The 24,897-nt window shown below is 59.6% G+C and carries 19 protein-coding genes and 2 pseudogenes; 13 read left to right on the top strand and 8 right to left on the bottom strand.

Annotation, left to right across the window (positions count from 1 at the left end; all coding sequences use genetic code 11):
- The first annotated feature begins 11 nt into the window (after nt 1-11).
- From ACPYOP_RS20265 to ACPYOP_RS20235, 7 genes and pseudogenes are all read left to right on the top strand, one after another.
- Nucleotides 12-704 (top strand): VirB8 family type IV secretion system protein, encoded by a 693-nt coding sequence (locus ACPYOP_RS20265; protein ID WP_481412132.1) that lies wholly within the window; start codon nt 12-14, stop codon nt 702-704.
- On the top strand, nt 701-1,510 hold the full coding sequence (locus ACPYOP_RS20260) for a TrbG/VirB9 family P-type conjugative transfer protein (protein ID WP_481412131.1): 810 nt from the start codon (nt 701-703) through the stop codon (nt 1,508-1,510). Before ACPYOP_RS20265 ends, ACPYOP_RS20260 begins: the two co-directional genes overlap by 4 nt.
- Entirely contained in the window at nt 1,507-2,754 is a 1,248-nt protein-coding gene (gene virB10, locus ACPYOP_RS20255; protein ID WP_481412130.1) for a type IV secretion system protein VirB10, read from the top strand. Before ACPYOP_RS20260 ends, virB10 begins: the two co-directional genes overlap by 4 nt.
- Nucleotides 2,714-3,742 carry a P-type DNA transfer ATPase VirB11 gene (virB11, locus tag ACPYOP_RS20250; RefSeq protein ID WP_481412129.1) on the top strand — a complete coding sequence of 343 codons (1,029 nt, stop codon included), beginning with the start codon at nt 2,714-2,716 and terminating at the stop codon, nt 3,740-3,742. Before virB10 ends, virB11 begins: the two co-directional genes overlap by 41 nt.
- Nucleotides 3,739-5,778, top strand: coding sequence for a type IV secretory system conjugative DNA transfer family protein (locus ACPYOP_RS20245; RefSeq protein ID WP_481412128.1), 2,040 nt, complete (start codon nt 3,739-3,741; stop codon nt 5,776-5,778). Before virB11 ends, ACPYOP_RS20245 begins: the two co-directional genes overlap by 4 nt.
- A gap of 31 nt (nt 5,779-5,809) precedes the next feature.
- Nucleotides 5,810-5,893, top strand: a pseudogene (locus tag ACPYOP_RS20240) (cold-shock protein); the annotation flags it as partial.
- 47 nt (nt 5,894-5,940) lie between these two features.
- The gene (locus ACPYOP_RS20235) at nt 5,941-6,213 is read left to right on the top strand and encodes a hypothetical protein (protein ID WP_481412127.1); all 273 of its coding nucleotides are present in this window, start codon (nt 5,941-5,943) and stop codon (nt 6,211-6,213) included.
- An 80-nt stretch (nt 6,214-6,293) separates the two neighbouring features.
- On the opposite strand, the gene ACPYOP_RS20230 is transcribed toward ACPYOP_RS20235, so the two are convergent.
- Nucleotides 6,294-8,444: a hypothetical protein gene (locus ACPYOP_RS20230; protein WP_481412126.1), complete on the bottom strand. Its 2,151-nt coding sequence runs from the start codon at nt 8,442-8,444 to the stop codon at nt 6,294-6,296.
- A 236-nt stretch (nt 8,445-8,680) separates the two neighbouring features.
- On the bottom strand, nt 8,681-9,091 hold the full coding sequence (locus ACPYOP_RS20225) for a plasmid mobilization protein (protein WP_481412125.1): 411 nt from the start codon (nt 9,089-9,091) through the stop codon (nt 8,681-8,683).
- A gap of 455 nt (nt 9,092-9,546) precedes the next feature.
- Between ACPYOP_RS20225 and ACPYOP_RS20220 the strand changes: the two genes are divergently transcribed.
- Nucleotides 9,547-10,257 carry a ParA family protein gene (locus ACPYOP_RS20220; protein WP_481412124.1) on the top strand — a complete coding sequence of 237 codons (711 nt, stop codon included), beginning with the start codon at nt 9,547-9,549 and terminating at the stop codon, nt 10,255-10,257.
- Nucleotides 10,254-10,667: a hypothetical protein gene (locus tag ACPYOP_RS20215; protein WP_481412123.1), complete on the top strand. Its 414-nt coding sequence runs from the start codon at nt 10,254-10,256 to the stop codon at nt 10,665-10,667. Before ACPYOP_RS20220 ends, ACPYOP_RS20215 begins: the two co-directional genes overlap by 4 nt.
- Before the next feature lie 65 nt (nt 10,668-10,732).
- On the opposite strand, the gene ACPYOP_RS20210 is transcribed toward ACPYOP_RS20215, so the two are convergent.
- Nucleotides 10,733-10,897 carry a hypothetical protein gene (locus ACPYOP_RS20210; RefSeq protein WP_481412122.1) on the bottom strand — a complete coding sequence of 55 codons (165 nt, stop codon included), beginning with the start codon at nt 10,895-10,897 and terminating at the stop codon, nt 10,733-10,735.
- Nucleotides 10,898-11,171: 274 nt separating this feature from the next.
- Between ACPYOP_RS20210 and ACPYOP_RS20205 the strand changes: the two genes are divergently transcribed.
- Nucleotides 11,172-12,368 (top strand): DUF1173 domain-containing protein, encoded by a 1,197-nt coding sequence (locus ACPYOP_RS20205; RefSeq protein WP_481412121.1) that lies wholly within the window; start codon nt 11,172-11,174, stop codon nt 12,366-12,368.
- Between the two features lie 264 nt (nt 12,369-12,632).
- On the opposite strand, the gene ACPYOP_RS20200 is transcribed toward ACPYOP_RS20205, so the two are convergent.
- A complete protein-coding gene (locus tag ACPYOP_RS20200) occupies nt 12,633-12,956 on the bottom strand; it encodes a DUF736 domain-containing protein (RefSeq protein ID WP_481412120.1) in 324 nt (107 codons plus the stop codon).
- Nucleotides 12,957-13,420: 464 nt separating this feature from the next.
- Between ACPYOP_RS20200 and ACPYOP_RS20195 the strand changes: the two genes are divergently transcribed.
- Nucleotides 13,421-13,642, top strand: a complete 222-nt coding sequence (locus tag ACPYOP_RS20195; protein ID WP_481412158.1) for a ribbon-helix-helix domain-containing protein — start codon at nt 13,421-13,423, stop codon at nt 13,640-13,642.
- Nucleotides 13,642-14,012: pseudogene (locus ACPYOP_RS20190) on the top strand (type II toxin-antitoxin system RelE/ParE family toxin). Before ACPYOP_RS20195 ends, ACPYOP_RS20190 begins: the two are co-directional and overlap by 1 nt.
- Before the next feature lie 85 nt (nt 14,013-14,097).
- Here ACPYOP_RS20190 and ACPYOP_RS20185 read toward each other — a convergent pair.
- The 4 genes from ACPYOP_RS20185 to ACPYOP_RS20170 form a co-directional block, all read right to left on the bottom strand.
- Nucleotides 14,098-15,039 carry a DUF2493 domain-containing protein gene (locus tag ACPYOP_RS20185; protein ID WP_481412119.1) on the bottom strand — a complete coding sequence of 314 codons (942 nt, stop codon included), beginning with the start codon at nt 15,037-15,039 and terminating at the stop codon, nt 14,098-14,100.
- A gap of 324 nt (nt 15,040-15,363) precedes the next feature.
- A complete protein-coding gene (locus tag ACPYOP_RS20180) occupies nt 15,364-16,404 on the bottom strand; it encodes a DUF7146 domain-containing protein (protein ID WP_481412118.1) in 1,041 nt (346 codons plus the stop codon).
- Nucleotides 16,405-16,416: 12 nt separating this feature from the next.
- Nucleotides 16,417-16,773, bottom strand: coding sequence for a hypothetical protein (locus tag ACPYOP_RS20175; RefSeq protein ID WP_481412117.1), 357 nt, complete (start codon nt 16,771-16,773; stop codon nt 16,417-16,419).
- Between the two features lie 427 nt (nt 16,774-17,200).
- Nucleotides 17,201-18,391, bottom strand: coding sequence for a DUF932 domain-containing protein (locus ACPYOP_RS20170; RefSeq protein WP_481412116.1), 1,191 nt, complete (start codon nt 18,389-18,391; stop codon nt 17,201-17,203).
- A gap of 1,137 nt (nt 18,392-19,528) precedes the next feature.
- Between ACPYOP_RS20170 and ACPYOP_RS20165 the strand changes: the two genes are divergently transcribed.
- A complete protein-coding gene (locus ACPYOP_RS20165) occupies nt 19,529-24,493 on the top strand; it encodes a putative Ig domain-containing protein (RefSeq protein WP_481412115.1) in 4,965 nt (1,654 codons plus the stop codon).
- Nucleotides 24,494-24,897: the final 404 nt, after the last annotated feature.

Here is a 24,897-nt window from a genome sequence, read left to right as displayed (position 1 = left end):
AGTGAGACAACATGGCCGAGACCAAGGAACTCGATTTACGCACCTACTACCAAAGCGGAGATATCTGGGAGCAGGAGATCGTCAGACGAGCCAAGCGGTCGAGGACGCTTGCCTGGCTCGTGACAATGATCTTTGGCACCATCACGCTACTGAGCCTAATCGCTCTCGTCATGCTGGTTCCGCTCAAGAGCTTTGAGCCATATATCGTCGAGGTTGACAAGAGCACCGGTTATCTCGAGGTGAAGACGGGGCTGACGCGTCCGACAAATCTCACCGAGCAGCAGGCAATCACCCAGGCGAACATCGTTCGCTACATCCGCGCCCGAGAGGGCTACGATCCCTACGCCATCGAGCAGAATTTCGCCATTGCCGCCCTGCTTTCGACCGGGAACGCAGCGCGCGAGCTTCAGGACCTCTTCAGTGCCACTAACCCCAAGAACCCGGCCAAGGTCTACGGCAGGAGTAAGCGCGTGATGACCGAGATCGCATCCGTGACCTTCCCAAACAACAGTACCGGCATTGTCCGCTTCTCCACCATGGAAGTTTCGGATACGGATTCGATCGCCCGCCACTGGATCGCTGTGGTTCGCTATCGCTACACCGACACGCCCGCCACCAATGAATGGCGTTTCGAGAATCCTTTAGGGTTCCAGGCCTATGATTATCGGCGCGACCAGGAGACTGTGACCGGGAGTAGCCAGTGACCCGGATCCTTTTCGCCTTCATTATCTGCATAGTGCCGCTGTCTGTCGCGCGAACCGCCCAAACGCCCTCGGCCGGTCGGCTCGATCCACGCGTGACGAACGTGGTCTACCAGCCGAACAATGTCGTGCGGATCTTCTCCACCTACGGCATCTCAACGATGATCATCTTCGACGAGGACGAGAAGTTCGAAACCATCGCCGTCGGTGACAGCGACAGCTGGGACGTGGTGCCGACCGACAAGGGCAACATTCTGTTCGTCAAACCGAAAGCAAGGAAAGCCGAAACGAACATGAATGTCGTCACCACGAAGCGCGTCTACTATCTCGAACTCAGCGACTTTGCGCCGGAGGACGACAAAGAGATCTTTGGTGTCCGCTTCATTTATCCTGACAAGGATCTGAATGCCTCGCTACGCAGGCAAGCAGAAGCCCGTGCCGCCTATCCGAACATCTCCGGTATCGACAAGGCGAACGTCAACATTGACTATTCCTTCTCTGGCGACGGCAGTCTCAAACCCCTCATGATCTTCGATGACGGCAAGAAGACCTACCTCAAGTTCGGCTCCAAGGTTCCGGCGATCTTTGCTGTCAACGCGGACTTCACCGAAACCTTGCGCAATTTTCGGCGTGAGGGCGACTACATCGTCATCGATGGCACCGCAACGCAATACACGCTGCGCGACGGCAATCAATGGACCTGCATCTTCAACCTTAGAAAGCCCGATTTCGGCGCGCCGGACCCCGCCATCATGGGCCCGGTCTTCGATGAGAAGGTGGCGAAGCGAAAAAGGAGCGGTAACGGATGAAGCGATCGCCGGAACTTGAGGCCATGCTGGAGGCCGACCTGAGCCAGGTCGGTGATCAGCGGGCCAAACGCAGGCAACTGCTGAGCGGAGCAGCTTTCGTCCTCGCTGGTGCTGCCCTTGCCTACATTCTCGTGCTCGCGCCCAAGCCGCCGCCGCGAGATGTCCTTCAAGGTGATGAGGAGTTTTCCACGACGACGTTCCGCCCGCCATCCTTCTTCCGCCAGGGACCGGTGCCTGAGCGGAAAGAGAACGAGAATGTCATTCAACTCCCTGAACCTCCGGAGGAAAAGAAGAAGGAAATCATCGACACAACCGAATTCGATGTCCCTCCGCCACCAACAGTGGCTGAAACAACCCCGCAACGAACTGCACCGCCATCGGAAGAATTTCCCCAGCGCTATCTGTCGAAGCAGGTCATCGTCGATTCTGCCAAATCCGGCAGTGATAACGCCTCGTTGAATGGTGTGGCGGACGGGGTGCCAACTGTCGCTGGAGAGGATCGCAATAGCAAGTTTCTTGCGACAGCCTCGGCAATCGGCGACCGATCGGCAAAGGCGCGTCAGATCGGCCGCATCGACGCCATGATCCCCGAGGGCACCTTAATCCCCGGAATTCTCGAAACCGCCATCAACAGCGATCTGCCCGGCCAGATCCGCGCAATCACCTCGCAAGACGTCTATTCTTTCGATGGCCGGCGTGTGCTCATCCCAACCGGCACCAGACTGATCGGCGAATACCAGTCGGACATCACCCGCGGCCAGAAACGTATTTTTGTCATCTGGACACGACTGTTGCGCGACGACGGCGTTTCGGTCCGTCTGAACAGCATCGGCACCGACAGTCTGGGCCGGTCCGGGCTGACCGGCATCGTCGACAACAAGTGGCGCGAACGTTTTGGCTCCGCGATCCTGTTGTCCGTCGTCGGCGCCGGATCTTCCTATCTGACTGGGTACGGAAGCAATCAACACAACACGAGCAACGGCAGCGGTGAATCCGATTCCGACCGCGCAGCGGAACTCGCGCGCGAGACCATCTCCCAGACCTTCTCCGACATGGCCAACCAGGCGCTCGGAGAAAACCTGCGTATTCCGCCGACGATCAGCGTTCATCAGGGCGAACGCATCTTCGTCTATGTCCGCCAGGATCTCGATTTCTCAGCCATGTACCTGGATCCCATCGAGGAAGCCTTGAAGGAAATCAAAAATGAGCGAGGCCTCAGCCCGAACCGCAGCAGCCGGCAGTGATCCGTATTACTTTCTCAGACGCGCCCTATCGCCGCTGGCGCAGTTCCTTGCGGATCCAACCGTTGTGGAGGTTTCCGTCAACAGACCAGGCGAAGTCTTTGTCGAACGGCTGGGTGCCGAACATATGGAATTTCATGGGATCCCTGCCCTCACCTCAAGGGAGATCGAGCATATTGGCGAGCGTGTCGCCGCCGCCAGCAACCAATTCATCAGCCGCATCAATCCGCTGCTCAGCGCTACCTTACCGTCCGGTGAACGCATCCAGGTTATTCTTCCGCCTGCCGCTCCCGACGGCGGCGCGATTTCGATCCGCAAACAGGTGATCAGCGACCTTACCCTGGCACAGTATCGCGACAGCGGCGCACTCGACAAGGTGGCGGTGACCGTCGGAGGTCTGAGCAAAACCGAAGAGAAACTTCTTTCCCTGCTGGACGCCGATCGCATCCATGATTTCATCGAAACGGCCGTTCACCAGCGTCTCTCCATCCTCGTCAGTGGTGGAACCTCTACAGGCAAGACAACCTTCCTCAATGCGTGCCTCAAGAGCCTGGATAAGCAAGAGCGCATCCTGACGCTCGAGGATACCCGGGAACTTTTTCCGCCACATCGCAACAGCGTACATCTTCTGGCCTCACGTGGTGCCCAGGGAGCCGCGCAGGTGACGATCCAGTCGCTGCTCGAAGCATCGCTGCGAATGCGGCCGGATCGGCTCTTTGTCGGAGAAATCCGCGGCGCTGAGGCCTTCTCTTTCCTGCGAGCCATCAACACGGGCCATCCGGGCAGCATGTCGACCGTGCATGCCGACACACCAATGGGTGCGTATGAACAGCTTGCCATGATGATGATGCAGGCGGGCATGTCGTCCGGCTATTCGAAACAGGATCTCATGTCCTATATCCGCATGGTGATCCCGGTGGTGATCCAGCTGCGTCGTGATGGCGGGCGCCGAGGTGTCTCCGAGATTTTCTTCTCCCGGCGCGCCTTATGAGCAAATTCTACCTGGCGATCTATCTCCTCTTCTGCCTGCTGATTGCTATCGCCGTCTGGCTGTTAAGCTACGGTCTGATCTTGCAACTTGTCTGGAAAGACGACCGCATCCTCAAGCTGGTGACGACCACAAATCCGCTTGCCCCCTTCCAGCAACTGATAACCTATTCGAGCAGCCAGCCTCTGCAAATGGCGGCCGCCGCCGCGCTTCTTCCCTCCATCCTAATCGCGGCAATTGTCGCAGCCGTCGGAGTTCGGCGTCCAGCGAGCCCACTCGGTGATGCGGCCTTCCAGGATATTGCCTCCCTTCGTCGTGGCGGCTGGTTTCGCAAGGAAGGTCACGTCTTCGGTCAGATCGGCCGCAGCACCCTTTGTCGCAAGGATGATCGCCACCATCTGATCATCGGTCCAACCCGATCGGGCAAAGGTGTCGGGTACGTCATTCCGAATGCGCTGATGTTCCCGGGATCGATGATCGCAACTGATCTCAAGGGGGAGATTTTCGAGCTGACGGCCGGTTATCGGAAAACAAGGGGACACCAGGTCTTCCTGTTCTCTCCGGCGTCCCAGAAGACACACCGTTGGAACCCCCTCGACTTCGTGCGCACCGACCGCGGCAGCCGAACCATCGACATTCAGAATATCTCTGCGGTCCTCATCCCGGAAACGGTCGGCTCCGACAACGCGGTGTGGCAGGGCACGGCCCAGCAGGTGATCGCCGGCGTGATCAGCTATGTTTTGGAAAGCCCGCACTACAGAAACCGCCGCAATCTTGGCGAGGTGAACAGCTTCTTCAACGCCGGCATCGACCTGCAGGCCCTGATGAAGCTCATCAAGGAAAACGAGCCTGACCTGTCCCGGTTCACAATGGATAGCTTTAACGCCTATATCTCTCTCAACGAACGTGCAGCACGGTCTGCCTTGCTCGACATTCACAAGGCATTGGCACCGTTCCGCAATGAACGGGTGACGGCCGCTACGGCCATAACCGATATGGATCTCGCCTCGCTGCAACGACGGCCGGTGACGATCTACCTGGCGCCGAATATCACCGACATGACCATTCTCCGGCCGCTGTTGACACTCTTCGTGCAGCAGGTAACGGATCTGCTGACGCGCGAGCATAATCCGGCTGCATTGCCCGTCTATTTCCTTCTCGACGAATTCCGGCAGTTGAAAAAGATGGACGAGATCCTCAACAAACTGCCTTATGTCGCCGGTTACAACATCAAGATGGCCTTTATCATCCAGGACCTGAAGAATCTTGACGAGATTTACGGCGAGACTGCCCGGCACTCGCTTCTCGGAAATTGCGGCCTTCAGTTGATCCTCGGCGCCAACGACCAGGCAACGGCGGAGTACGTCTCACGGGCTGTGGGTAAGCGCACCATTCGTTATCTGTCGGAATCACGCACGCTGGAACTGATGGGCATCCCACGCCGGACCAAGGTGGAGCAGATCCGCGAGCGCGACCTGATGATGCCGCAGGAGGTCAGGCAAATGCCCGAGGACAGGATGATCCTGCTCGCTGAGGGTCAGCTGCCGATCTTCGCCAGCAAGCTTCGCTATCATATCACCCAGCCATTCAAGGCAGCGGCCGAATACGCACGACAGCAACGGCTGGATGTGCCTGACGTGGCGTTTGAGGCAAGAACCACAGTGCCGGCACTGGCGCCGGGCTATGCTCCTGCGACCAAGCAGCCAGGGGATGAAGGACAAGGTTTTCGGGGAAGCCCTCCGTTCCAAGCCGCCGACGCCTCTGTTCCCTCTCAGCCGATAGCGCGCAGCGTGAAGAAATTGTCCGCAAAATCGAACAACGGAAAAGTAAATGGAACGAACGATACCGGGCCAGATCCCGTCGTGGACGATCTCCTTGCCAAGACCGAGGCACAGATCCTGCCGACAGCGGCCAGACTCAAAGCAGCCGTCGCGAAATCACTGGCGGGATCGCCGGATATGTCTTTGAACCGGCGCAAGCACATCCAGGATATCCTTGCCGAGACAGTCCCTGATCCGCTCGAAATTGGATTGGAATGATCTTGGGCACACTGTTTATATCGACAACGAAATGGCGGCGGGAAAAATAAAGTGGTTCGGTGCAGCCAAGGGCTATGGCTTCATAAAGCCTGACGATGGTCGCCCAGACGTTTTCTTCACTCAGGAAGTACGGAGCCAAGCCTTCCTCGTCTCCAATCCACCATGGCCATCGCCTACTTTGTTGAGCATCAACGCAGAAAGCTCCTAGCCCTTTGCTCAGTCGCCCAGAGACAAGATAGCGGTTCGCAAGATTATTGCCAAATGGCAGAATTTTGTCACCGTCACAAAAGAGCCTTGAAGGCGTTGCCAGTGGCCGCGGCAAGTTTACGCAAGCTCTTGAAAGCTGCAGCGGTCATCGTTGCCGCTCCTTTAACTGGTATCTTCCAAGGCAATCCGAATTCGCTCGGCTACGCCTCATGGATAAAGCAGATTTGAGGGACTTTCCGCCTTCGTGGCCAGCTCTGACTGCTGAAAATGTGCGACCAGTATCATCCAGTCGCACGAAGCCCCTTCTCCTATCGCTCGCGCTCATCGCGCTCCTGTTCTCGTCGCTCGTCGGCCTCACGCTGCAACTGCTCAAGCCGCGGAACATGCTGCTGTGTCGGATCGGTCCGGATCGTGTCGCCGGATCTGGGCTGTTCTTGTCGCCCACGATCTGGATCGACAGAGGCGCGATCACGTTCCAGTTCCGCCGATCGACGGCTGAAGCCCTCTGCACGCCCGCGGTCTTCGCCGTCATTTGCCCGGACCTCGACAATCTCGCGCGTAGTCCGCTTTGATTTGTTGCCGTCGTTACGAGATTGCTCAGCCTGTTTAATCGCGACGCGCAACTCCTCGTCGCCCTCGGCAATTTCGCGGATCAGCTTATTGCCCATCGCACCGATTTCTGCGGCGTTAGCGATTTCGCGCTGCAGACCCGCCAGGAGTGCCGCCCTGTTGGCCTTGATCTCCCCGGAAGTCGCCTTCTTGAGTTCATCACGATAGCGTTCCACCTCAAGCATGGCCTGATTGGCAGCCTCAGCGTTGCCCAGACCATGCCGCGCGACCACGTCTTGCCAATAGGCGCTCGAATCCCCATCCTGTTCCCGCGCCGAAGGCATAACGTCGCGATGGGACGTTCCGCTCCGCTCCTGCAATTCCATCAGTTCGCGCCGGACGTTGACGTGATCGCGAGCCGCCGCAGCGATCTCTTCGAAACTCTTCCGTTCGTCTTGGGGCACCATGCGCTCGGCCTGGAATAGCGCCGCTTCAACCCGCTTTTCGTAGGAGTTGAATTCCCGACGGGTCATATGATACATGATATCGTCCTCCGTGATGACCATCGCCAACTTTACCAAATTTATTCCATAGCGCGAACGGAAATTTCCGGGCTCGGATGAACCGGTCTCCTGCGAGGAGATTCGAGAAACTGGCGATTCGAGCCGCCTCGCTTGATCTGACGCGAATGTTTTTGCATCCGCTTCACGGCTATCTTTCACCAGCGCCAGCCATTCCTCACGGGCCGCCAGAGAATAAACCTTGCTATCTTTCGTTCGCGCGTGGCTCCCGTGATCCATCCGCTTTGCATCATAGCGCCGCTGACCCGCTTCGCTTGTGCCTTCGTACTCCGTTCGACCCCGTCTGTTCGTCGGCCGAACCTGGTTTCTGCCATAGGCGGGCGCGCTCGCCCTCTCACGGCGATCCGTCATTTCCATCCGGATGCCATGGTCACGCGCCTTCTCGGCCATCGTCACCCGCCATCGCCGGAACGACGCGATGGTCGTCTCGATCCGAGCGCCGGAATCCGAGCGCATGGTGATGATCGCATGACCATGGACGTGCGGGCGCTTTCCACCCGCCTCCTCCGGCTTCGGGTCCTGCGATGGGTCGTGAAGCGAGAAGACATACCGGTGGCCCGCAAACTCCTGTGCCAGGAAATCGCGCGCGGCGGCACGGAACGCCTCGACATCGGTGCCGGCCCGGGCAGACATCACAACATGCATCACGTCACGAGGCTTGCGGCTATGGAGCCGGTCGCGCCATTCATACTGCACCAGGTCTGCCGCCTGCCTTTCGTCAAGGATCGTGGTACCTTTGTTATCCTGGACGGCACCAGGGTGCCGATCGACCAGATCCCGCAATCGGCTCGCACCGTAATCCGTGCCGTTGCCGTAACCGGTAAAGCGAAACGTCACCTCCCGTTCGTGTTCACCGCTCTTATCGGCAATACGCTCTCGCACGATCGCCGATGCTTTCTCGTCCGCCGTCAACCGCTCAGCTTTGCCGTCACGAAGCACGGTAACACCCTCGATCCGATAGCTTCTGCCATCATCGCTGGAGGTGACCGCAAAGACAAAGCTCCGATCTCCTAAACCTCCCTTCAACATAGTCCGCGCTCGATCGTGAAGATCAGCCGCCATATCGAACACCTCCTTCACCTCCACCGTGAAGGTGCCGATGTCGCGACTTTCGGCGCGGTTCTTCATCAGATGGTCCCACTCGCCACGGACGCCGGAAAGTTCGTCTCGTCCGTGCAATTCCTCCCCGCGTTCATTCTCGATAGTGACGGCGCCATTGCGCGACACGTAGTTGATCATCGCGCCGAGACGGCCGCTGCCGCCGAACGACGCCAGCTTGACGACGGCCGGCTGACTGCCGGAAGCGAGTGCGGCAAACCGCGATCGCATCGGCGGTTCCGAAACAGGCCCCTGCTCGTGTGCACGCCCAAGCCAACCACCCCTCTTTACCGGTCCAGATCGCCCAGGCGCGACACCGGGTAAAGGAGATGCCCGCGCAACAAGACCACCCCGACGCCGACGCTCCTCTTCGTCGGACGAGGTGGGCCGCCCAATCGACCACTCATGGAGCAACGCTGCCCGTCGGCGCTCCCATTCATGCTCGAAAGCGCCAGGCAAGAGCTCCATCAAGCCTCTGCCCGGCGCCGACGGGCGCCTCGCGCCGCATGACGCCTTAACTCGAGCAAGACCGCCGCGAGACACTTTTGCACGCCTGTCAAACGCGCGGACAGTTCAGATGTCGAAAACCGACCGGTCGCATGAAGGGAGCGGGCAATCTGATTGACGTTGACGCCGAGTGCCCGGATATCGGCAATCAGCACCTCGAACACAGCCCTGTCCTCGTCCGTCAGAAAAGGGCGCACGCCCGACCCTTCGAGCGTCAGCGAACGAAGGAAGGCGGAAACCGTCAGGCCAGCTGCCTTGGCGGCAGCATCGATTGCGGCAAGTTCCGAGACGCTGAAGCGCGCATGAACGACCCTATCCTTGCGCTGTTGAGGCCTACCCAACACCATCGCAGCTTGCCCGTCCGCCGCCATCTCGTCCTCCTTTCAAGGAAGCGCCGCAGGTGCATCGACGGTTCATCCGTCGATCGCCAGCAGATTTGTATCACAAATTTGCGTATCCTGCCAAGTACAAGTTTACCCATTTTGATCCATATCCAAACCCTCATGAATACCCGTGGCGGGGGTCAGCCTTGCCGAAAGCGAATTGCTTCATCATGCGCTCGATGGAGAACGATCCTGAGGCGAGACAACAAAGAAGCCACTATACCATTGCTTTATATGAATATTTAATTCGAACATGGTGGCACATGCTAGTGGCACTCGATGTGAACACAGCGTATGTATGTGGAATTGTGTCGCTGCTTCACATCGAGTTACCTAGTTCTTTGAACGCTTGACGGATCGCCATTTTGGAATAATATTTGTTCCATAAAGGATGGCCTTACTCAATGCGGAGCGCAATTCGGATCAGCGAATGGAGACAGGACATGGGACGGGTCTACGCTGCCATCAGCAGCAAGGGCGGCGCCGGCAAGACGACTTTGGTCACGTTGCTTGCCGGCGAATATGCGCTGCGGGGAGAGCGGGTGCTTCTGATCGACGCGGATGGAAGGTTCAATTTGTCCGGCTGGTGGAAGCTCTGCCACAGCAAAGACAATGTGCCGGAGAACATCCAGGTGGTAATTGCGGCCTCAAGTCGGACGCTTAGGTCCGAAATTACCCGCCTTCAACATTCGTTCGACCTCATCATCATCGATGCACCGGGTGTCGACAGTGCGGTGCAGGAAACGATCATCGGCTCCTCGGAGCTGGTGCTTTCGCCGATCCAGCCCGGAATCAAGGAAATCGAGGCCGCAGGACAGGCGGCGGCAAGCGTCAGCGACATCAACGACAGGCACAGATCACAGATTCTGCATTTGAACGTGCGTACGCGCATCACGGTCCCTGGCCGTAATCTTGAAGCCTATCGCTATGTTCGCCCGTTTGTCGCCGGCCTACGCGACGCCGGCTACCAGACTGCACTTCTCGATACCGAACTCTTCGAGCGCAATATCTATAGAGAAATCCAGAATGGGCTTGGAACCCTGCAGATGCAGGAGCTGACCGAACCGGTGAGAAAGGCCCGCCAGGAGGTCTTGCGCCTTGTGGAAGAGATCGAGACGAAACGACAGGAGAAGCCGAATGGGGACGCTGCATGAGCAAAGCCAATCTTGATCTTAGAGACTTCACCATAGCGAGCAGCAGCGCCACGAGAAAAAACAGCCAGGATGGATTGGGTGAGGTCCCCGGCGAACGCATCATTGAGGAACAGCAGCCGGTGGAACAAGGTTCAGGCTGCCTCACCAACGGGAGTACAATGCTGCGAAAGCACTCCTTCGCAGAGCGGGAAAAGCGCGCCAGGGAACACGCCACCGCCCAGGAGGAGGCCCGCTACAGCATCAGGAGCCTGAAACGGGCCAAGCAGCGGCAGGTGAAATTTTTCGTCAATGTCGCGTTGGACCAAGCGACGAAAGCGCGTCTCAAACGCGCAGCTGACGAGAACGATCTCAAAATGGCTGTGGTCATGAAGGCTGCCATTGATTTCTATCTGAAGGAGAACGGCTATTGAGGCCCCTGGAGCCAATGCCACCGACGCATTCACCGGCCTTTGCCAAGGCGTCAACTCGAGCCACCTCAGAACGGCGGCTCGGCGCTGATGCGTCCATCCAGTTCGGCGAGGGTCACCTCGCGCTCGGCGATCGCCAGCTCGAGTTCGGCTTCGATCTGGCGACGTTCCTCCAATGTCGCGGCAGCCCTGGCTTCAGCGCGCAATTCTTCGATATGTTGTTCGTTAGTCATCGTCGTCTCCTTGAGTGATGTGAAAGATGACGGCGGCACGCAGGATGGGGAAAGTCAGGTCAAAGCTCGTGGAACACGACCGGCGGAGCCGGCGCGCGGAGGAACCGATTTTGTCGGAGCGAAGTAAGACGGAGCGCAGAGAAAATTGGAGGCGCCGCGCGGCCTTGAGCTGGCTTTGCCTGTCCGGCACAATCGGCCAGTCTGAGCAGACAGGTTTTTCTCTCTTGGGGCACCCGGTCTTGAGCCTGCCGCTCTCTCGACGGTGGCCGCAGCTATGAGACGGTTCCTGATCAATGGGATCGTTTTCGACGACGAGGCCGATAATTTTCAGCATGTACTGGCGCTAGCCTATCGCGACAAGGCCAGGCCGCTTTGCCTCTGCAAGGACGAAGGTGTACCGATGTACGTCGCCAGCATCAGTGATCAGCTGGTGATCAAGAGAATGCCGCTTACCGGCGCGGACCACGATCCCGCATGTCCGTCCTATGAGCCCCCCTATGAGCTGTCGGGCCTCGGCCCGCTAATGGGAAATGCCATCAAAGTCGACCCGGCGGCCGGGACGGCAGCGCTCAAACTGGACTTCTCGCTATCGAAGCGCGGTTCTCACGGTCGCACTGCTGCAAGTTCTGAGCCGGTCGACAGTATCAAGAATGATGGAAAGAAACTGTCGCTGCGCGGCCTGCTGCATTTCCTCTGGCATGAAAGCTGCCTGACCGAATGGACGGCGCATTGGGCGGGCAAGCGGCATTGGTGGCAAGCCTATCATCATCTTCAGGAAGCGGCTCGAACGATGTCCGTGCGGCAGCAAAGTCTCGCGGAGCGTCTCTTTATCCCCGAGCCGTTCCGGGCGGAAGAGAAGGCAGCCATCGAGCAACGCCGGGCGCAGGCTTTATCGCCTTTGTTTCAAACCTCTTCCGGTCCGAAGATGTTGATGCTTCTGGTGGGAGAGGTGAAGGAATTCTTGTCGGCGAGGAACGGGCAGCTCATCGTCATCAAACACATGCCGGGGTTTCGTCTCTATCTCGAGGAAGCAGCTTGGCGACGATTGCAGCGTCGCTTCGATACCGAACTGACGCTCTGGGGGAGCAATGAAAGTTCTCATCTCGTTGCCATTGCCACGATCGCCGGAAGTCCTTCCGGCGTCATCACCGTCAACGAGATCGCGCTGATGACAGTGACGGAACAGTGGCTGCCGATCGAAAATGTCCATGAGGAACGCCTGTTGGATCGATTGACGCGGATGCACGAAAAAATGGTGAAGGGGCTGCGTTTCGAACTTTCGCGGAGCCAGCCTCTTGCAAATGTGATCTTGCCGGACCGTCGACCATTGGCACGGGCGCTTTATATTGTGCCGCAGGGCGCGGATGAGAGTTTCGAAACGGCCCTGCAAGAGATGATCGAAGCACGTCCGGACATGTCCGCCTGGGTGTGGCGCGCCGGTGAGGAAGAGATGCCGCCGCTGACGGTCTGACGGCCGATGCTTCAGGGGCGTCTTTGCGCAAGCCATCAAAGACCTCCATACGCGCCTTGGTGATCGCCTATCCGAAGGCGTTACCGGCAGCGAAGGTCTTCTCCACTGCCGTCGTGGGCGGCCTTGGCCCGTTCAAAGCCCGGCTCGTCGGATTAGCAAACGGCGGGATGCCGCCTTGGAGACGATAAGGACCGTCCATTATTACTCTGCCCTTCGATCGGCTCACAGGAAAAGGCCGATCCCTTTCGGGACCGGCCACCTCAGTCAGGCCGGGTTGTTCCAGAGGATGACCTTGCGGTTGGCCTCGCCACCGGGAGCCGGAGCGACATTGCCGAAGATGACACCGATCTCGGGTGCTTCGAGCTTGACGGAGAGGTATTCCTCGCCGGTCTGACGCGCCATGCGGTTCCATGCGGCACCGATTTCGAAACCGGTCTTGCGGTGAATGACGCGGAAGTCCGGAGCTTCTTCGCTCGCCTTGTTAACGTTGGGGATGATGGCGATCGGGGCATTGACCCGGATGGTGGCAAAGACGCCTTCGAAGCTGCCGTCTGCCTTGGCGGTGAGAGTTGCGATCGTGGTAGCCATGGTAATGTCTCCTTCGTTGCATCGGGACCATTCCCGATGGCGCCCGAAGAAGGGGCCAAGCCGCAGGCGTCACCGCAGCGTCAGCGAAGGGGAACCCCTTGCGGGTTGACGCTGATCGCGGCCGGTCCCTTAAAAGGCGACACCAAAGAACGGGAATGGTCTCTGATTGCAACGTTAGGAGGCGACGCCACGCCAGCCACCCGCTCGCTGCCTTGCCGCGAGACGGCGCGTGCCTTGTGCATCGTCGGCGTTCGGCAGAGCGCACCTTCGGCCGTTCGCAGTTATACGAGGCAAGCCCTTTCAACTAGGGGCTTTACCATAATTTGCCGGGGCCACTTCGCATCGACTCTGGCTGCGTTCAAAGTTCCCGGCCGCCTGAGGCCAAACCATCAGGATGCTCGGGAGGGGGCCAAAAGGAATGTCAAATATTCACATTACGACTCGCATACAGCTTGCCCGATGAAATGCGCGCCTTCGTCGATATACGCGCCAAAGGGAAGAGCCAATACACGACGCCGAGCGAATATGTACGCGCTCTTATTCGCGAAGACATGGCGCGGAAAGAGGATCGCCGCTACGCTATCCGTTCGCTGCTGCGAGCCGAAGAAGAATTCCAGCGTGGAGAGATGCTTCCCCTTTCTGCACTTGATACCGTCGATGTCGAACCGGATGAAGAGTTGCGTTAGTGGATCCTCGCGTTCTCATCTTGCCGACCGCACTTGACAACTATCGTCTGGCGGTCCGCGAAACGGCGAGGAAATAGTCCGTTAAGCAGGCAAAGGCGTATGACCGCCTCCTCAGACCAGGATTCGAATCTACACCCGAAGCCTATGCTCGCGTCCGAACAAAGAAGGACGAGGCGGCGGCAAGTCGCTGTTCCGGCTGCACAGGATCGAGCATCACTACGCCGCCTGCATTGTTGTTGACGATACAACCTTCATCATTGCTGCAGTCTTGCACGAGCGGACGGATCTTCCCGCACAGTTGCGCGCAATCGAACGATTGACTAGCCGAGAATATGAAATGCTGATGGGACATCCTCGGTCGAAGTCCTAATATCGATCGGCCATAAAACGACGCCCCGCAGAAATGATGATCCGGAATTCGCCATTTTCCTCGTCTCTTTGGAGGAAAGCGGCGCTCACGGGCCATCTCCTTTGGCCCGCCAAACGGGGATGCCGAGCCGGCGTGCCTTGTCGGCGAGATTGCTCGTGATGCCGTTACCCGGAAAGACGATCAGGCCGGCCGGCATGACGGACAGCATCTCGTCGTTGCGGCGGAATGGAGCGGCCTTGGCATGTTTGATCCAGTTCGGCTTGAAGGTGATCTGGGTCACCTTGCGGGCCTCTGCCCAGCAGGCGGCGATGCGCTCGGCGCCCTTTGGCGAGCCACCGTGCAGCAAGACCATGTCGGGATGCTTGGCGTGGGCCTGATCGAGTTTTGCCCAGATGCGATCGTGATCGTTGTAGTCCATCCCGCCTGCGACGGCGATCTTGGTGCCAGCTGGGATCAGCACTTCGGTTTCGGCGCGCCGGCGGGCAGACAGGAAGTCGCGGCTATCGATCATCGCCGCGGTCATGTTGGCGTGGCTGACTTTCGAGCCGGTGCGTGGCCGCCAGGTAGAACCGGTTTGCGCCTCAAAGAGGTCGGCGGCGAAGTCGCGCATGAACTCGAAGCTGTTGCGGCGTTCCAGCATCGTGATGCCTTCGGCGATCAGGCGCTCGAGCTCGACGCTTTTGACTTCGGAGCCGTCCTGCTCGCGTTGACCGGCCCGCTGCGCCTCTTCGTTGCGATCGAGTTCACGCTGGATGCGCTCGCCGGCACGATGAAAGAGATTGGGGATCGACCAGAGAAGATCTTCGAGATCCGGTTCGAGCCGCGTGTCGCCCAGCATTTCGAAGAGGGCATCGAAGATCGCGGCCAGGGACGCCTGGACGACCGGTTCTTCGGGGAGCGGGCGAGGATCGGGCTCGTCCTGGAAGGGACGGTGCCCGTAGATCTGCATCTCGTAGATGCATCGATCGGTTGGCGAGGATGCGGGCTGCGGTGCGGGGCTATCGTCGAGGGTTGAAAACAGGTCCATGATGATCTCCATCGGTTGTTGAGCCGCGCCTCTCGCGGCCTGGCGGCGATCCCTCATCACGCGGGACCAGACCGGAACCGAGGCGCCTTCGCGCCGCGGCCCAGCCTGCGCGCCGGGCGGCGGAGGAAGGGTTTCTTGGGCAGCGCGAGGAGCAGCGGCGAAGCCGCTGCGGGGAAGAAACCTGACCGACCCGCTGAAGGTCAGGGCACCGCGTGGTATGGGTCGCCACTTGGCAGGCCGGGGGTGCCGGCAAAATGGAGTTCCATGACAGCGTTTCCGTCCGAATTCGCGCCGACGCCATTGCGCCCCGTTGGCTTGCCGACATCACATAGCGGGTAGAAACGCAGCGACGTCTTCCGGGACGATCTGGCGACCAAGGTTCGCCGTCAGTCGGTCCGATCCAAGCCGACACAAGTCCTCGTTGAAGTCGCCAAATTCGGGTAGAAGCGCTAGCGGCAGTATCCCGCACTCCCATGCTCGACGGCTCAAGCTCTCGACCCCATGCCGACCGGCGGCATCCGCGTCGCTAGCGATATAGATGCGCAGGCAGCCGGCGGGAAATCGCAAGGCGGCGAGATGACCGGCACTAAGCGCTGCGACCATCGGCATCTCGGGCATGACACGAGAAAGCGACAGCACAGTTTCAAGCCCCTCGCCCGCCGCCATAACGGGCACAGGCTCACCAATGGCAAAGCGAAAGCGCACGCCATTGCCAAGCAATCCGCCGAGCGCGCGACGAGGCTCCTCGATCTTGGCTTTTCCGTTGCCATCGGGATCAAGCCAGGTCCGATGCACGCCGGCAATTACCCCATCCAAGCCGGTGACCGCCGCGATCAACGCTGGATAGCTTCGCCTTTGGCCCGTCACGAGATCACGATAGTAGCAGGCTGGATGGAACCGCAATGCGGCATGCTCCGCAGCCGCCAAGATACGGCGCTTGCGCAGATAGGCATCGGCAAGCGTGCCCGCCAGCGGCTGCCCCATTGCAAACAGCCGCCGTGCCCGTTCGGCAGACGACCTATCAATCGGTTCAGGGCCGCCAGGATCGGCCTTTCTGACAAAGGTCGGCTCGAACTGGGCAAGTTTGAGGAATCTCAGGGCCTCGTCGGCAGTGTCGCGGAAGTCGACGAGCCCGGACGTCTCGCGTAGGAGATCGAGCAGGTCTCCGTGCTGACCGGTTGCCGCGTCTGCCCATTTGCCGGCGCGTGGACCGGTCAAGCGAACATAGAGCGAGCGCCCCTTACTGTTGGCGACATTGCCGACAATCCAATAATTGCCGGCGCGACGGCCGGCCGAGAGATAATGGCGACAGACCGCCTCGGCATCGCGCGCGAGACGGGCCGAAAGCTCGGAAGCGGATGTCATAGTCCACCTCCTTCAGCTTCTTCGCCTCAAGTACTCCGGCCGCCGATAGCACTCGATAAGCCTGTCGAGGATCACTTTGCTCACCTCCGCCTTCGGCACAAAGAACCGCGTCGTCCAGGCAATGATCTCGAAGAAAAGTCCGATTGCGTTCAGCCAATCACGCACACTATCGGTAAAGCCAATCCGTTTGATCGGGCAGTCATTCATCATGACAGCGCTCAAATCGACTGAGCCGATGGGCCGATCCTGCCCCAGAAAGGAAAGCAGTGCATCGGCGGCATCAAAGATGCGGTCGCCTCGGCTCGCATGGTGGATGGGAACAATTGGGAATGTGGCCGCGCTGGCGGCCGGAAACGAGATCATGTTCATGAAGAGCCTCGTGGAGAGCAAGGAAAGCATCGGCCCATCCGGGTGCTCTCAAAGCCCGCAGGACCAATCTTTTTCAGCCCCTCTCTGCCTCTCTAATCACGCCGAGAAGGATGGGCTGGGCGCTCGCTTGCCGACGTCCGATGAACCGAAAGCGCGCATGACAATGATGTCGTTCCCTTTGGCGATAGGCTTGTCGCTGCTCCGCTTTCCTGTTTGTGGCGATGATGCCGTGCGTCAGGCATGCCGAGCTCCGCCCTGAAGGATCCGCCACCGGCGCAGATCGGCCCGGCGGCAATGATAGACGGTGATGCTGACGTCGAGGCCTTGGGCTCGACTGCCAGTCCGGCAACAAAAAGCCCGGTGCTAGACCGGGCACATGAGAGGATGGTGAAGTTTCGGAGATGTGATTTCGGCGGCCGCACCCGAGTTAGGAGGCCCTTTCAAGCAACTTCTCGGCTTTCGCCTCCAATTCGAGGCGGGTGTCCTGGTTTGTCTTGGTGCGCGCCAGCGCGGTGATTCCCTGCACGAAATCGAACACCGATTCCGCTGGGCGACCTTCTTCGCAAAGAACCATCTCGATGATCCTGCCGGTGTCCGATTTCGAAAAGCCGCGCCGGCGCAGGAAGATCTGGCGATCCTCGTCATCGCGTGCGACGATACGCTCGCGTGCCGCCTTAATGCCGGCAACAAAGGATGCGGGAGAGGAGTTGGCAAAGCTCGTCAGCGCGGGCGCTGCCCCGCGGGCAAAGCGATCGGCGGCCAATTTCGAATGCCGGATGGTGATCTCCTCGAAATTTTCCGAGCCCCAGATGTTCCTGTTGGCGCAGACCGCGCGCAGATAAAAGGAGGCGATGCCGAGCGTCTTCGATCCGACCTCACTATTCCAGGCGTAGAAGCCCCGAAAGTAAAGGTCCGGTTCACCATTGGGCAGGCGCCCTGCTTCGATAGGATGTGTGTCATCGACGAGGAACAAAAAGATATCGCGGTCCGAGGCATAGAGCGTGGTCGTATCCTTAGTGATGTCGACGAACGGATTGTGGGTCATCGTCGCCCAATCGAGGACGCCAGGCACCTTCCAGATCGTATCGCCGGTGCCGTTGCCGGCGATCTTCATTACCGCTGAGACCAGTTCGTGGTCCCAGATGCGACCATATTCCGGCCCGGTAACAGCCCTGAGTTCGAGCCGGCCATCGTCCATCTCGAGCGTCTTCACCAGCTCGGCTCGATGATTGAGCAGGCCATGCTGAAGATTGATGGCGGCAAGCGGCGCCGGCAACTGGCGCATATAGCTGGCCGGAGCGCCGACTAGGCTGCAAAGCTGACCATAGCTCCAGTGGGTCGGTACGATCGGCTGCCGGGAGCCCGGCACGATCAATTCAAGCCGGTCGGCGTTGTTGCGGGTTGCTTCCACGCGGATGGCCGAGCTTTCGACGGTGCGGACATGAGCGCGTTCGCCGCGTAATCTTACGGTGTCATACAATTCTCCAAGAGAAAGATAGCGCTCATCATCCGGCCGCAAGAACCATTCGGACGATACGCGGCCGAGGCGCTCGCCGCGTGATATGTCGACCTTAAAGGCCGTTGGCATAGATTCGCCGTTGGAAATTGTAGTGTGCATGGTGATGTCTCCAATGAAAACGGGAAGACCGGCGGGGCATGGGCGAAAGATCGTTACGACCAAGTCGCTACGCCGGCTGCGACGTGGATGCAGAAAGTCGTTGTCCGGATCCGTGGCACGATCGGCGATGTCGCTTCCCTGGAACGCAGTAGGATCGCCGACGGCTGCAGCATCACGCAGTGCGTTTTGGTGTCTCGCCCCTGAAAGGGATGTCGTGCTCGATGCCGAGCCTGACTGTCTGGATGGTGTTAGCCATGCCTTTTCTCCGTGACGAGCCGGATGGAGCCTCTCTCCTGCCTGCAAACCCGCCGCAAAATCCCCTTCCCTCCTCTATCTCTGCCTCATCAACCAGCTGCGCTTCTGAGCGCGACGGCCCCGCCATTGCCCTGATCGGCAGCGACCTCTACTGCGGTCCACCGTCAAAGACGCGTTGGCCAAGCCTCGCCCGCAGTTCAGGTTCCGTCCGAACGTGATGCTGATATGGATCTCGGAAGAAGCCACCCGTAACGTAGCGCCGCCGGTACGGAGTAAGGAGCCTCTCGGGCGCTACGCACTCTTCCAAGGGCTCACGCGCGGCGCGCATGCTCGTTGACGATGTGGCGCCGTCAATCAAAGCCCGGTCAGGCCCGGCCTGCATAGTCGGCCACATATACGACAGAGGTACCCACGACGGGCCGTCAGCGATACGGGCGAGCCAGTCCGGCGCGCGGTAACATCAAAACCAGCGGAAGAGTTGTTCTGGCCGACCGCGCCTGAAAGGCGCCTGCCATAGCTTACCTTTCCATTGACTCGAATACCGCCCGGAACGGTCATAATCCGCGATGTTGCTAATCTACAACATTTGATTGAATAATTAATTTCAGACGGACTAGTCCCTATGTTTTTCGACAATTCAAAATTGCCTTTAAAGTCTCTTCCGATACAACAGTGATTGAGTTGAGGGGCGTCAGCCACAATGCGGACGGGCAAGCAAGAGCAACTTCCTGCTTTTCGTAGCGGAGTATGCTCGGTCTTCGGGTTGGGCAAATGACAAGCGACGTACAGCTGGCTATCGGACCAGTCGGAAGAGAAACCTGCTCCAGGGACGATACTTGCATCCCGCGAAATGATCTTGTCAAGACCCAGCCGCGCAGCATCATGCGGAAGGCGGAGCAGGTCTTTGAAGTAACCGCAAGGTCTATTGCTGCCGGCACGCGCACTTATACGCTGCTGCTTAAGCTGGCGCTGCTCGTTACTCTATTCTGCTCCGGCTTGTCGCTCTCAGCTCCAAGTGTGGCTTACGCCGCGTGCACGGTCTTCAACTTCCCCGATTCTCATACGGTGCCGTCGACAAGCCCGATGGCATCCGGCGGGGCGCTGAATGTCACCATCGGCAGCGAGTGCAATGGCGCTGGCCTTAATCCTATTAACGATCCGGGCGTCACCTCTCCGCAACACGGCTCGATAAGTGGTTACAATGCCGCTGGAGGGGCGTTCATCTACACAAATAATGGCGATGGAGCCACCAGCGACAGCTTCACCCTGGTGGATGCGGGCGGGATATCTTTCACGGTCAATATTGCCATTGCGCCCACTGTGCCGGCACCCGTTGTCGGTCCGGTCAGCGCAACAGTGAGCCATGGCAGCAGTTCAAATCCGATCACGCTGAACCTGTCGGGGGGAGCAGCCACCTCGGTGGCGATCGGAACCCAGGCGTCCCACGGAACGGCCACGGCCAGCGGCACGTCCATCACCTATACGCCGACAGCAAGCTATTCCGGCCCGGATAGTTTCACCTATACGGCGACCAATGCCGGCGGCACTTCCGCGCCGGCAACTGTGACGATAACCGTCAGCCCACCCATAATCTCGCTTGGCCCGTCGACGCTTACATCCGGCACTATCGGAACGACCTATAGCCAGGCCGTCAGTGCCAGCGGCGGCACCACCCCCTACACCTATACGATCGCCGCCGGCTCCCTTCCGAGCGGTTTGAACCTGTCGGCAACGACCGGCGCTATTTCCGGCACGCCGACGGGGGCGGGCACATATAATTTTACCATCACCGCAACGGACAGCTCGACGGGTACTGGGCCATTCACCGATTCACAGGCGTATAGTATAACTATCGCTCCCCCGACGATCTCGGTAGGCCCATCCTCTTTGTCTGCGGGGACGGTCGGAACCCCTTACAACCAAACCATCACGGCATCGGGTGGCACCAGTTCCTATAGCTTTGCGGTCACCTCAGGTGGTCTTCCCGCCGGTTTGACGCTCTCACCGGGAGGTGTACTCGCTGGCACGCCGACGGCGGGAGGCTCATTCAACGTCACCATCACGGCAACGGATAGTTCGACTGGTACAGGGGCGCCTTTCACGGGTTCCAGGGCCTATACGCTGACCATTGCACCACCGACGATCACGGTTGCGCCGGCGTCGCTTCCGGCTGCGACCGTGGCTGCGGCCTACAATCAAACCATTACCGCATCAGGTGGCATCAGCTCCTATAGTTTTGCGGTCACCGCAGGCGCTCTTCCCGCGGGGCTTACTTTGTCTTCAAGCGGTACCCTGATCGGTACGCCGACGGCAGGAGGCTTGTTCAACTTCACGGTCGCGGCGACGGACAGCTCCACCGGAACCGGACCGTTCACCGGTTCGAGAGCTTACAGTTTAACCGTTTCGCCGCCGACGATCGCGATCAGCCCCACCTCCTTGCCTTCCGCGACGGCGGAAACGGCCTACAGCCAGACCCTGACGGCCTCGGGCGGCACCGGTTCCTATACCTATAGCCTGGCGTCCGGCGCGCTTCCCGATGGCGTGGCGCTTTCCTCGGCCGGCTTACTTTCCGGTACGCCGACGGAGGCTGGGCCCTTCAACTTCACCATCGCTGCAACCGACAGCTCCACGGGTACAGGCCCCTTCACGGGCTCGCAGGCCTACACGTTTACGATTGCTGCCCCGACGATTACGATCACGCCGGCAACGCTGCCGCCCGGCACGGGCGGAACCGCTTACAGCCAGACGCTCACGGCCTCGGGCGGCAGCGGCACCTACACCTATAGCGTGACTGGCGGCCTTCCGCCGGGCATAGCGCTTTCCTCGGGGGGCGTGCTCTCCGGCATACCAACGACGGGTGGCGCCTTCAACTTTACCGTCACCGCTAGGGACAGCCATTCGTTTACCGGCTCGCAGGCCTATAGCATCACCATCGGCGCACCGACGATTACGATTACGCCGGCAACCCTGCCGGCCGGCACGGCCGGAACCGCCTATAGCCAGACCCTCACGGCCTCGGGCGGCAGCGGCGGCTACAGCTATTCGCTGACGGCTGGCACCCTTCCGCCGGGCATAGCGTTTTCCTCGGGCGGTGTACTCTCCGGCGTTCCGACAGCGAACGGGACCTTCAACTTTGCCGTCACCGCGACGGACAGCCACTCATTTACCGGCTCACAGGCCTATAGCATCACCATCGGCGCACCAACGATTACGATCGCGCCGGCGACCTTGGCGGCCGGCACGGCCGGAACCGCCTATAGTCAGACGCTTACGGCCTCGGGCGGTACCGGCGGCTATACGTATTCGCTGACGGCTGGCACCCTTCCGGCGGGTGTGGCCTTTTCCTCGGGCGGCGTGTTTTCCGGCACCCCGACGACGGGCGGCACATTCAACTTCACCATCACCGCGAAGGACAGCCTCTCGTTTACCGGCTCACAGGCCTATAGCATCACCATCGGCGCACCAACGATCACGATCGCGCCGGCAACGATGCCGGCCGCGACCGTTGCCACTGCCTACAGCCAGACCATCGCGGCTTCGGGCGGCACAAGTCCCTACACCTACAGCCTGTCGGCCGGCGCGCTTCCGACAGGCCTGGCGTTTTCGTCAGCCGGCGTCCTCTCCGGTACCCCGACGGCATCCGGCACATTCAACTTCACGGTCACCGCCACCGATAGTTCGGGTGGCTCGGGACCGTTCACGGCATCTCGCCCCTACAGTCTGATTGTCGGCGTCCAGGCGCCGATCGCGGGCAATGTTGCCGCAACCGTTGCCGCCAATTCGTCGAACAATCCGATCACGCTCAACATCACCGGCGGAACGGCGGCCTCGGTTGCGATCGCAACCGGCGCCAGCCATGGGACGGCGACCGCATCGGGAACGTCCATCACCTATGCGCCGGCATCGGGCTATAGCGGTTCGGACAGCTTCATCTATACCGCAACCAATGGCTCCGGCACTTCGGCGCCAGCAACGGTGAGCGTGACGATCACGCCACCGACGCTGTTATTCTCGCCGGCAAGCGGCACCCTGCCGGCTGGCATGGTCGGTACGGCCTACAGCCAGACGGTCACCGCGTCAGGCGGAACCAGCCCCTACAGCTACAGCGCCACCGGCACGCTGCCGGCCGGGCTGACGCTCAACCATGCGACAGGCGCGATCACCGGCACGCCGACGACCTCGGGCAATTACAGCTTCTCCATCACCGCCACCGACGCCAACAGCGCAACGACGTCTGCCGCCTATACGATCGCAATTGCACCGCCGCCGACTGCCTTCGTCTTCTCGCCGGCCGGCGGAGCGCTGAGCGATGCCATGGCGGGCGAGGCCTATAGTCAGCAGATTTCGGCAACCGGCGGAACCGGTGCGAAGATCTACAGTCTTGCCTCCGGCGCCTTGCCGAACGGCCTTGTGCTCAATATCTCGACCGGTCAGCTGACCGGTCCGCTGGCGGCCGGCACGCAAGGCGACTACAGCTTCACCATCCAGGTTCGCGATGGCAACGGCGCAACCGGGACCGCTTCCTATACGCTGAAGGTCAGAAACCAATCGGTCACTGTTCTCGACATGGTCGTCAACGTGCCGGCAGGATCGACGCCTCCCGACGTCTACCTCAATCGCGGCGCGACCGGCGGGCCCTTCACGTCCGGCGTCCTTGCATTCGTGGAACCCGCCAATGCCGGCACGGCGACGATCATCCAGGGGCAGCTAGCGCAGGCAGGCCCAGTAGCAGGCCCGGTCGGCTGGTATCTGCACTATACGCTGAACCCGGCCTATTCCGGCCAGATCCGCGTCGGCTACAAGCTCGTCAGCGCGCTTGGGACCTCCAATACAGCGACCGTCACCTATAATGTCAGCTACGACGCCGGCAAGGTGGCAGAGGATATCGACAATCTCGTGCATGATTTCGTACGGTCCCGGCAGAACATGATCGCCAATACGATCGAGGTGCCGGGGCTGCTGCAGCGCCGGCAGATGCAGAAGGCGACCGATCCGATCACCGCGCGCATGATGCCGTCGCAGGAGGGCATGACGCTCGGCTTTTCCACCAGCCTGTCGCAGATACGGGCAGCCGGCGGCGATGCGGATGCCGCTTCCGCGCCCTTCAACGTCTGGATCGGCGGCGCCTTTCTTGCCCATGACGACAAGAACAAGAACGACAGCACCAGCAAGTGGGGCAGCTTTGCCATGATCAACATGGGGGCGGATTACCTGATCTCCGACCGTGCGCTGATCGGCCTGTCCCTTCATTATGACCGCATGACGGATCCGACCGATGAGGACGCCGAGCTGACGGGTAACGGCTGGCTTGCGGGACCCTATGCTTCGCTGGAGATCGGCAAGGGCGTGTTCTGGAACGGCAGCCTGCGCTATGGCGGATCCAGCAACACGATCGACACCCAGTTCTGGGACGGCAATTTCAAGACGACGCGATGGATGGCCGATACCTCCATCGAGGGGCAGTGGAACCTCGACGAGGACACGACAATCTCGCCGAAGCTCAGGGCAATCTACTTCTCGGAAAAGGTCGACGACTATAGCGTCAAGAATAGCTCGGGCGATGCCATTGCCATTGACGGTTTCAACGAGGATCAATTCCGTGTCAGCCTGGGCGCCGAGATCGCCCGGTCCTTCGTGCTGGAGAACGACACCAAGCTGACACCGAAGCTCGGCCTCACCGGCGGCTTCTCCGGCCTCGACGGTGCCGGTGCCTTCGGTGCCGTTACCGCCGGGTTGCAACTGCAGACCACGAATTTCTGGATGCTCGACACAAGCCTGCTCTTCAACATCGAAGGCGACGGGCAGAAATCCGTTGGCGCCAAGGTCGCTGCAGCCAAGAAGTTTTAGACGATGCCTTAGGGTTTCGTCGGCGCCGGTCAAGCCTTGCCGATCCGGCTGGAAAACAGCTCGATAGTGACGCTTCACGTCGTCCGATCGCGGCTGGTCACACCCTTTTTAAGTCCAACCAAAGCAAGCGAAAGCTCGTTTTGCGAACTTTCCGCTTTAAGGGCAGACAACCAGCCTTATTTCGCAAATCGACAACTTACAGAGCTCGTGAATATCTTCATCTCTATCCTTAAATTTCCGCGATTATTTAAACACCCGACATGTCTGCTTGCCTTTATCTGATACACAATTTTGAGTATTAAAAAATTAAAAAAGCGATCAAATTTTTATACCTGAGATAGTCAAATTTGCCCTTGCATTTACCGCAATGATTGAATGATGATGAGACTATTCAATATCATTGA

The organism is Rhizobium sp. KNZ2-6A, assembly GCF_056755475.1.
Note: the sequence above shows the minus strand (reverse complement) of the source record. Positions and strands in the feature narration are given on the sequence as shown.

Excerpts from the sequence above, each read along its gene's own strand:
- ACPYOP_RS20215 (WP_481412123.1), top strand. The coding sequence starts at position 10,254 with ATGAGCAAAGCCAATCTTGATCTTAGAGACTTCACCATAGCGAGCAGC.
- ACPYOP_RS20245 (WP_481412128.1), top strand. The coding sequence starts at position 3,739 with ATGAGCAAATTCTACCTGGCGATCTATCTCCTCTTCTGCCTGCTGATT.
- ACPYOP_RS20195 (WP_481412158.1), top strand. The coding sequence starts at position 13,421 with ATGCGCGCCTTCGTCGATATACGCGCCAAAGGGAAGAGCCAATACACG.
- ACPYOP_RS20175 (WP_481412117.1), bottom strand. The coding sequence starts at position 16,773 with ATGAACATGATCTCGTTTCCGGCCGCCAGCGCGGCCACATTCCCAATT.
- ACPYOP_RS20170 (WP_481412116.1), bottom strand. The coding sequence starts at position 18,391 with ATGCACACTACAATTTCCAACGGCGAATCTATGCCAACGGCCTTTAAG.
- ACPYOP_RS20205 (WP_481412121.1), top strand. The coding sequence starts at position 11,172 with ATGAGACGGTTCCTGATCAATGGGATCGTTTTCGACGACGAGGCCGAT.
- ACPYOP_RS20225 (WP_481412125.1), bottom strand. The coding sequence starts at position 9,091 with ATGGCGGCGGACGGGCAAGCTGCGATGGTGTTGGGTAGGCCTCAACAG.
- ACPYOP_RS20210 (WP_481412122.1), bottom strand. The coding sequence starts at position 10,897 with ATGACTAACGAACAACATATCGAAGAATTGCGCGCTGAAGCCAGGGCT.
- ACPYOP_RS20185 (WP_481412119.1), bottom strand. The coding sequence starts at position 15,039 with ATGGACCTGTTTTCAACCCTCGACGATAGCCCCGCACCGCAGCCCGCA.
- virB10 (WP_481412130.1), top strand. The coding sequence starts at position 1,507 with ATGAAGCGATCGCCGGAACTTGAGGCCATGCTGGAGGCCGACCTGAGC.
- ACPYOP_RS20200 (WP_481412120.1), bottom strand. The coding sequence starts at position 12,956 with ATGGCTACCACGATCGCAACTCTCACCGCCAAGGCAGACGGCAGCTTC.
- ACPYOP_RS20165 (WP_481412115.1), top strand. The coding sequence starts at position 19,529 with ATGCGGAAGGCGGAGCAGGTCTTTGAAGTAACCGCAAGGTCTATTGCT.
- ACPYOP_RS20180 (WP_481412118.1), bottom strand. The coding sequence starts at position 16,404 with ATGACATCCGCTTCCGAGCTTTCGGCCCGTCTCGCGCGCGATGCCGAG.
- ACPYOP_RS20230 (WP_481412126.1), bottom strand. The coding sequence starts at position 8,444 with ATGCGATCGCGGTTTGCCGCACTCGCTTCCGGCAGTCAGCCGGCCGTC.
- ACPYOP_RS20235 (WP_481412127.1), top strand. The coding sequence starts at position 5,941 with ATGGCCATCGCCTACTTTGTTGAGCATCAACGCAGAAAGCTCCTAGCC.
- virB11 (WP_481412129.1), top strand. The coding sequence starts at position 2,714 with ATGAGCGAGGCCTCAGCCCGAACCGCAGCAGCCGGCAGTGATCCGTAT.
- ACPYOP_RS20265 (WP_481412132.1), top strand. The coding sequence starts at position 12 with ATGGCCGAGACCAAGGAACTCGATTTACGCACCTACTACCAAAGCGGA.
- ACPYOP_RS20220 (WP_481412124.1), top strand. The coding sequence starts at position 9,547 with ATGGGACGGGTCTACGCTGCCATCAGCAGCAAGGGCGGCGCCGGCAAG.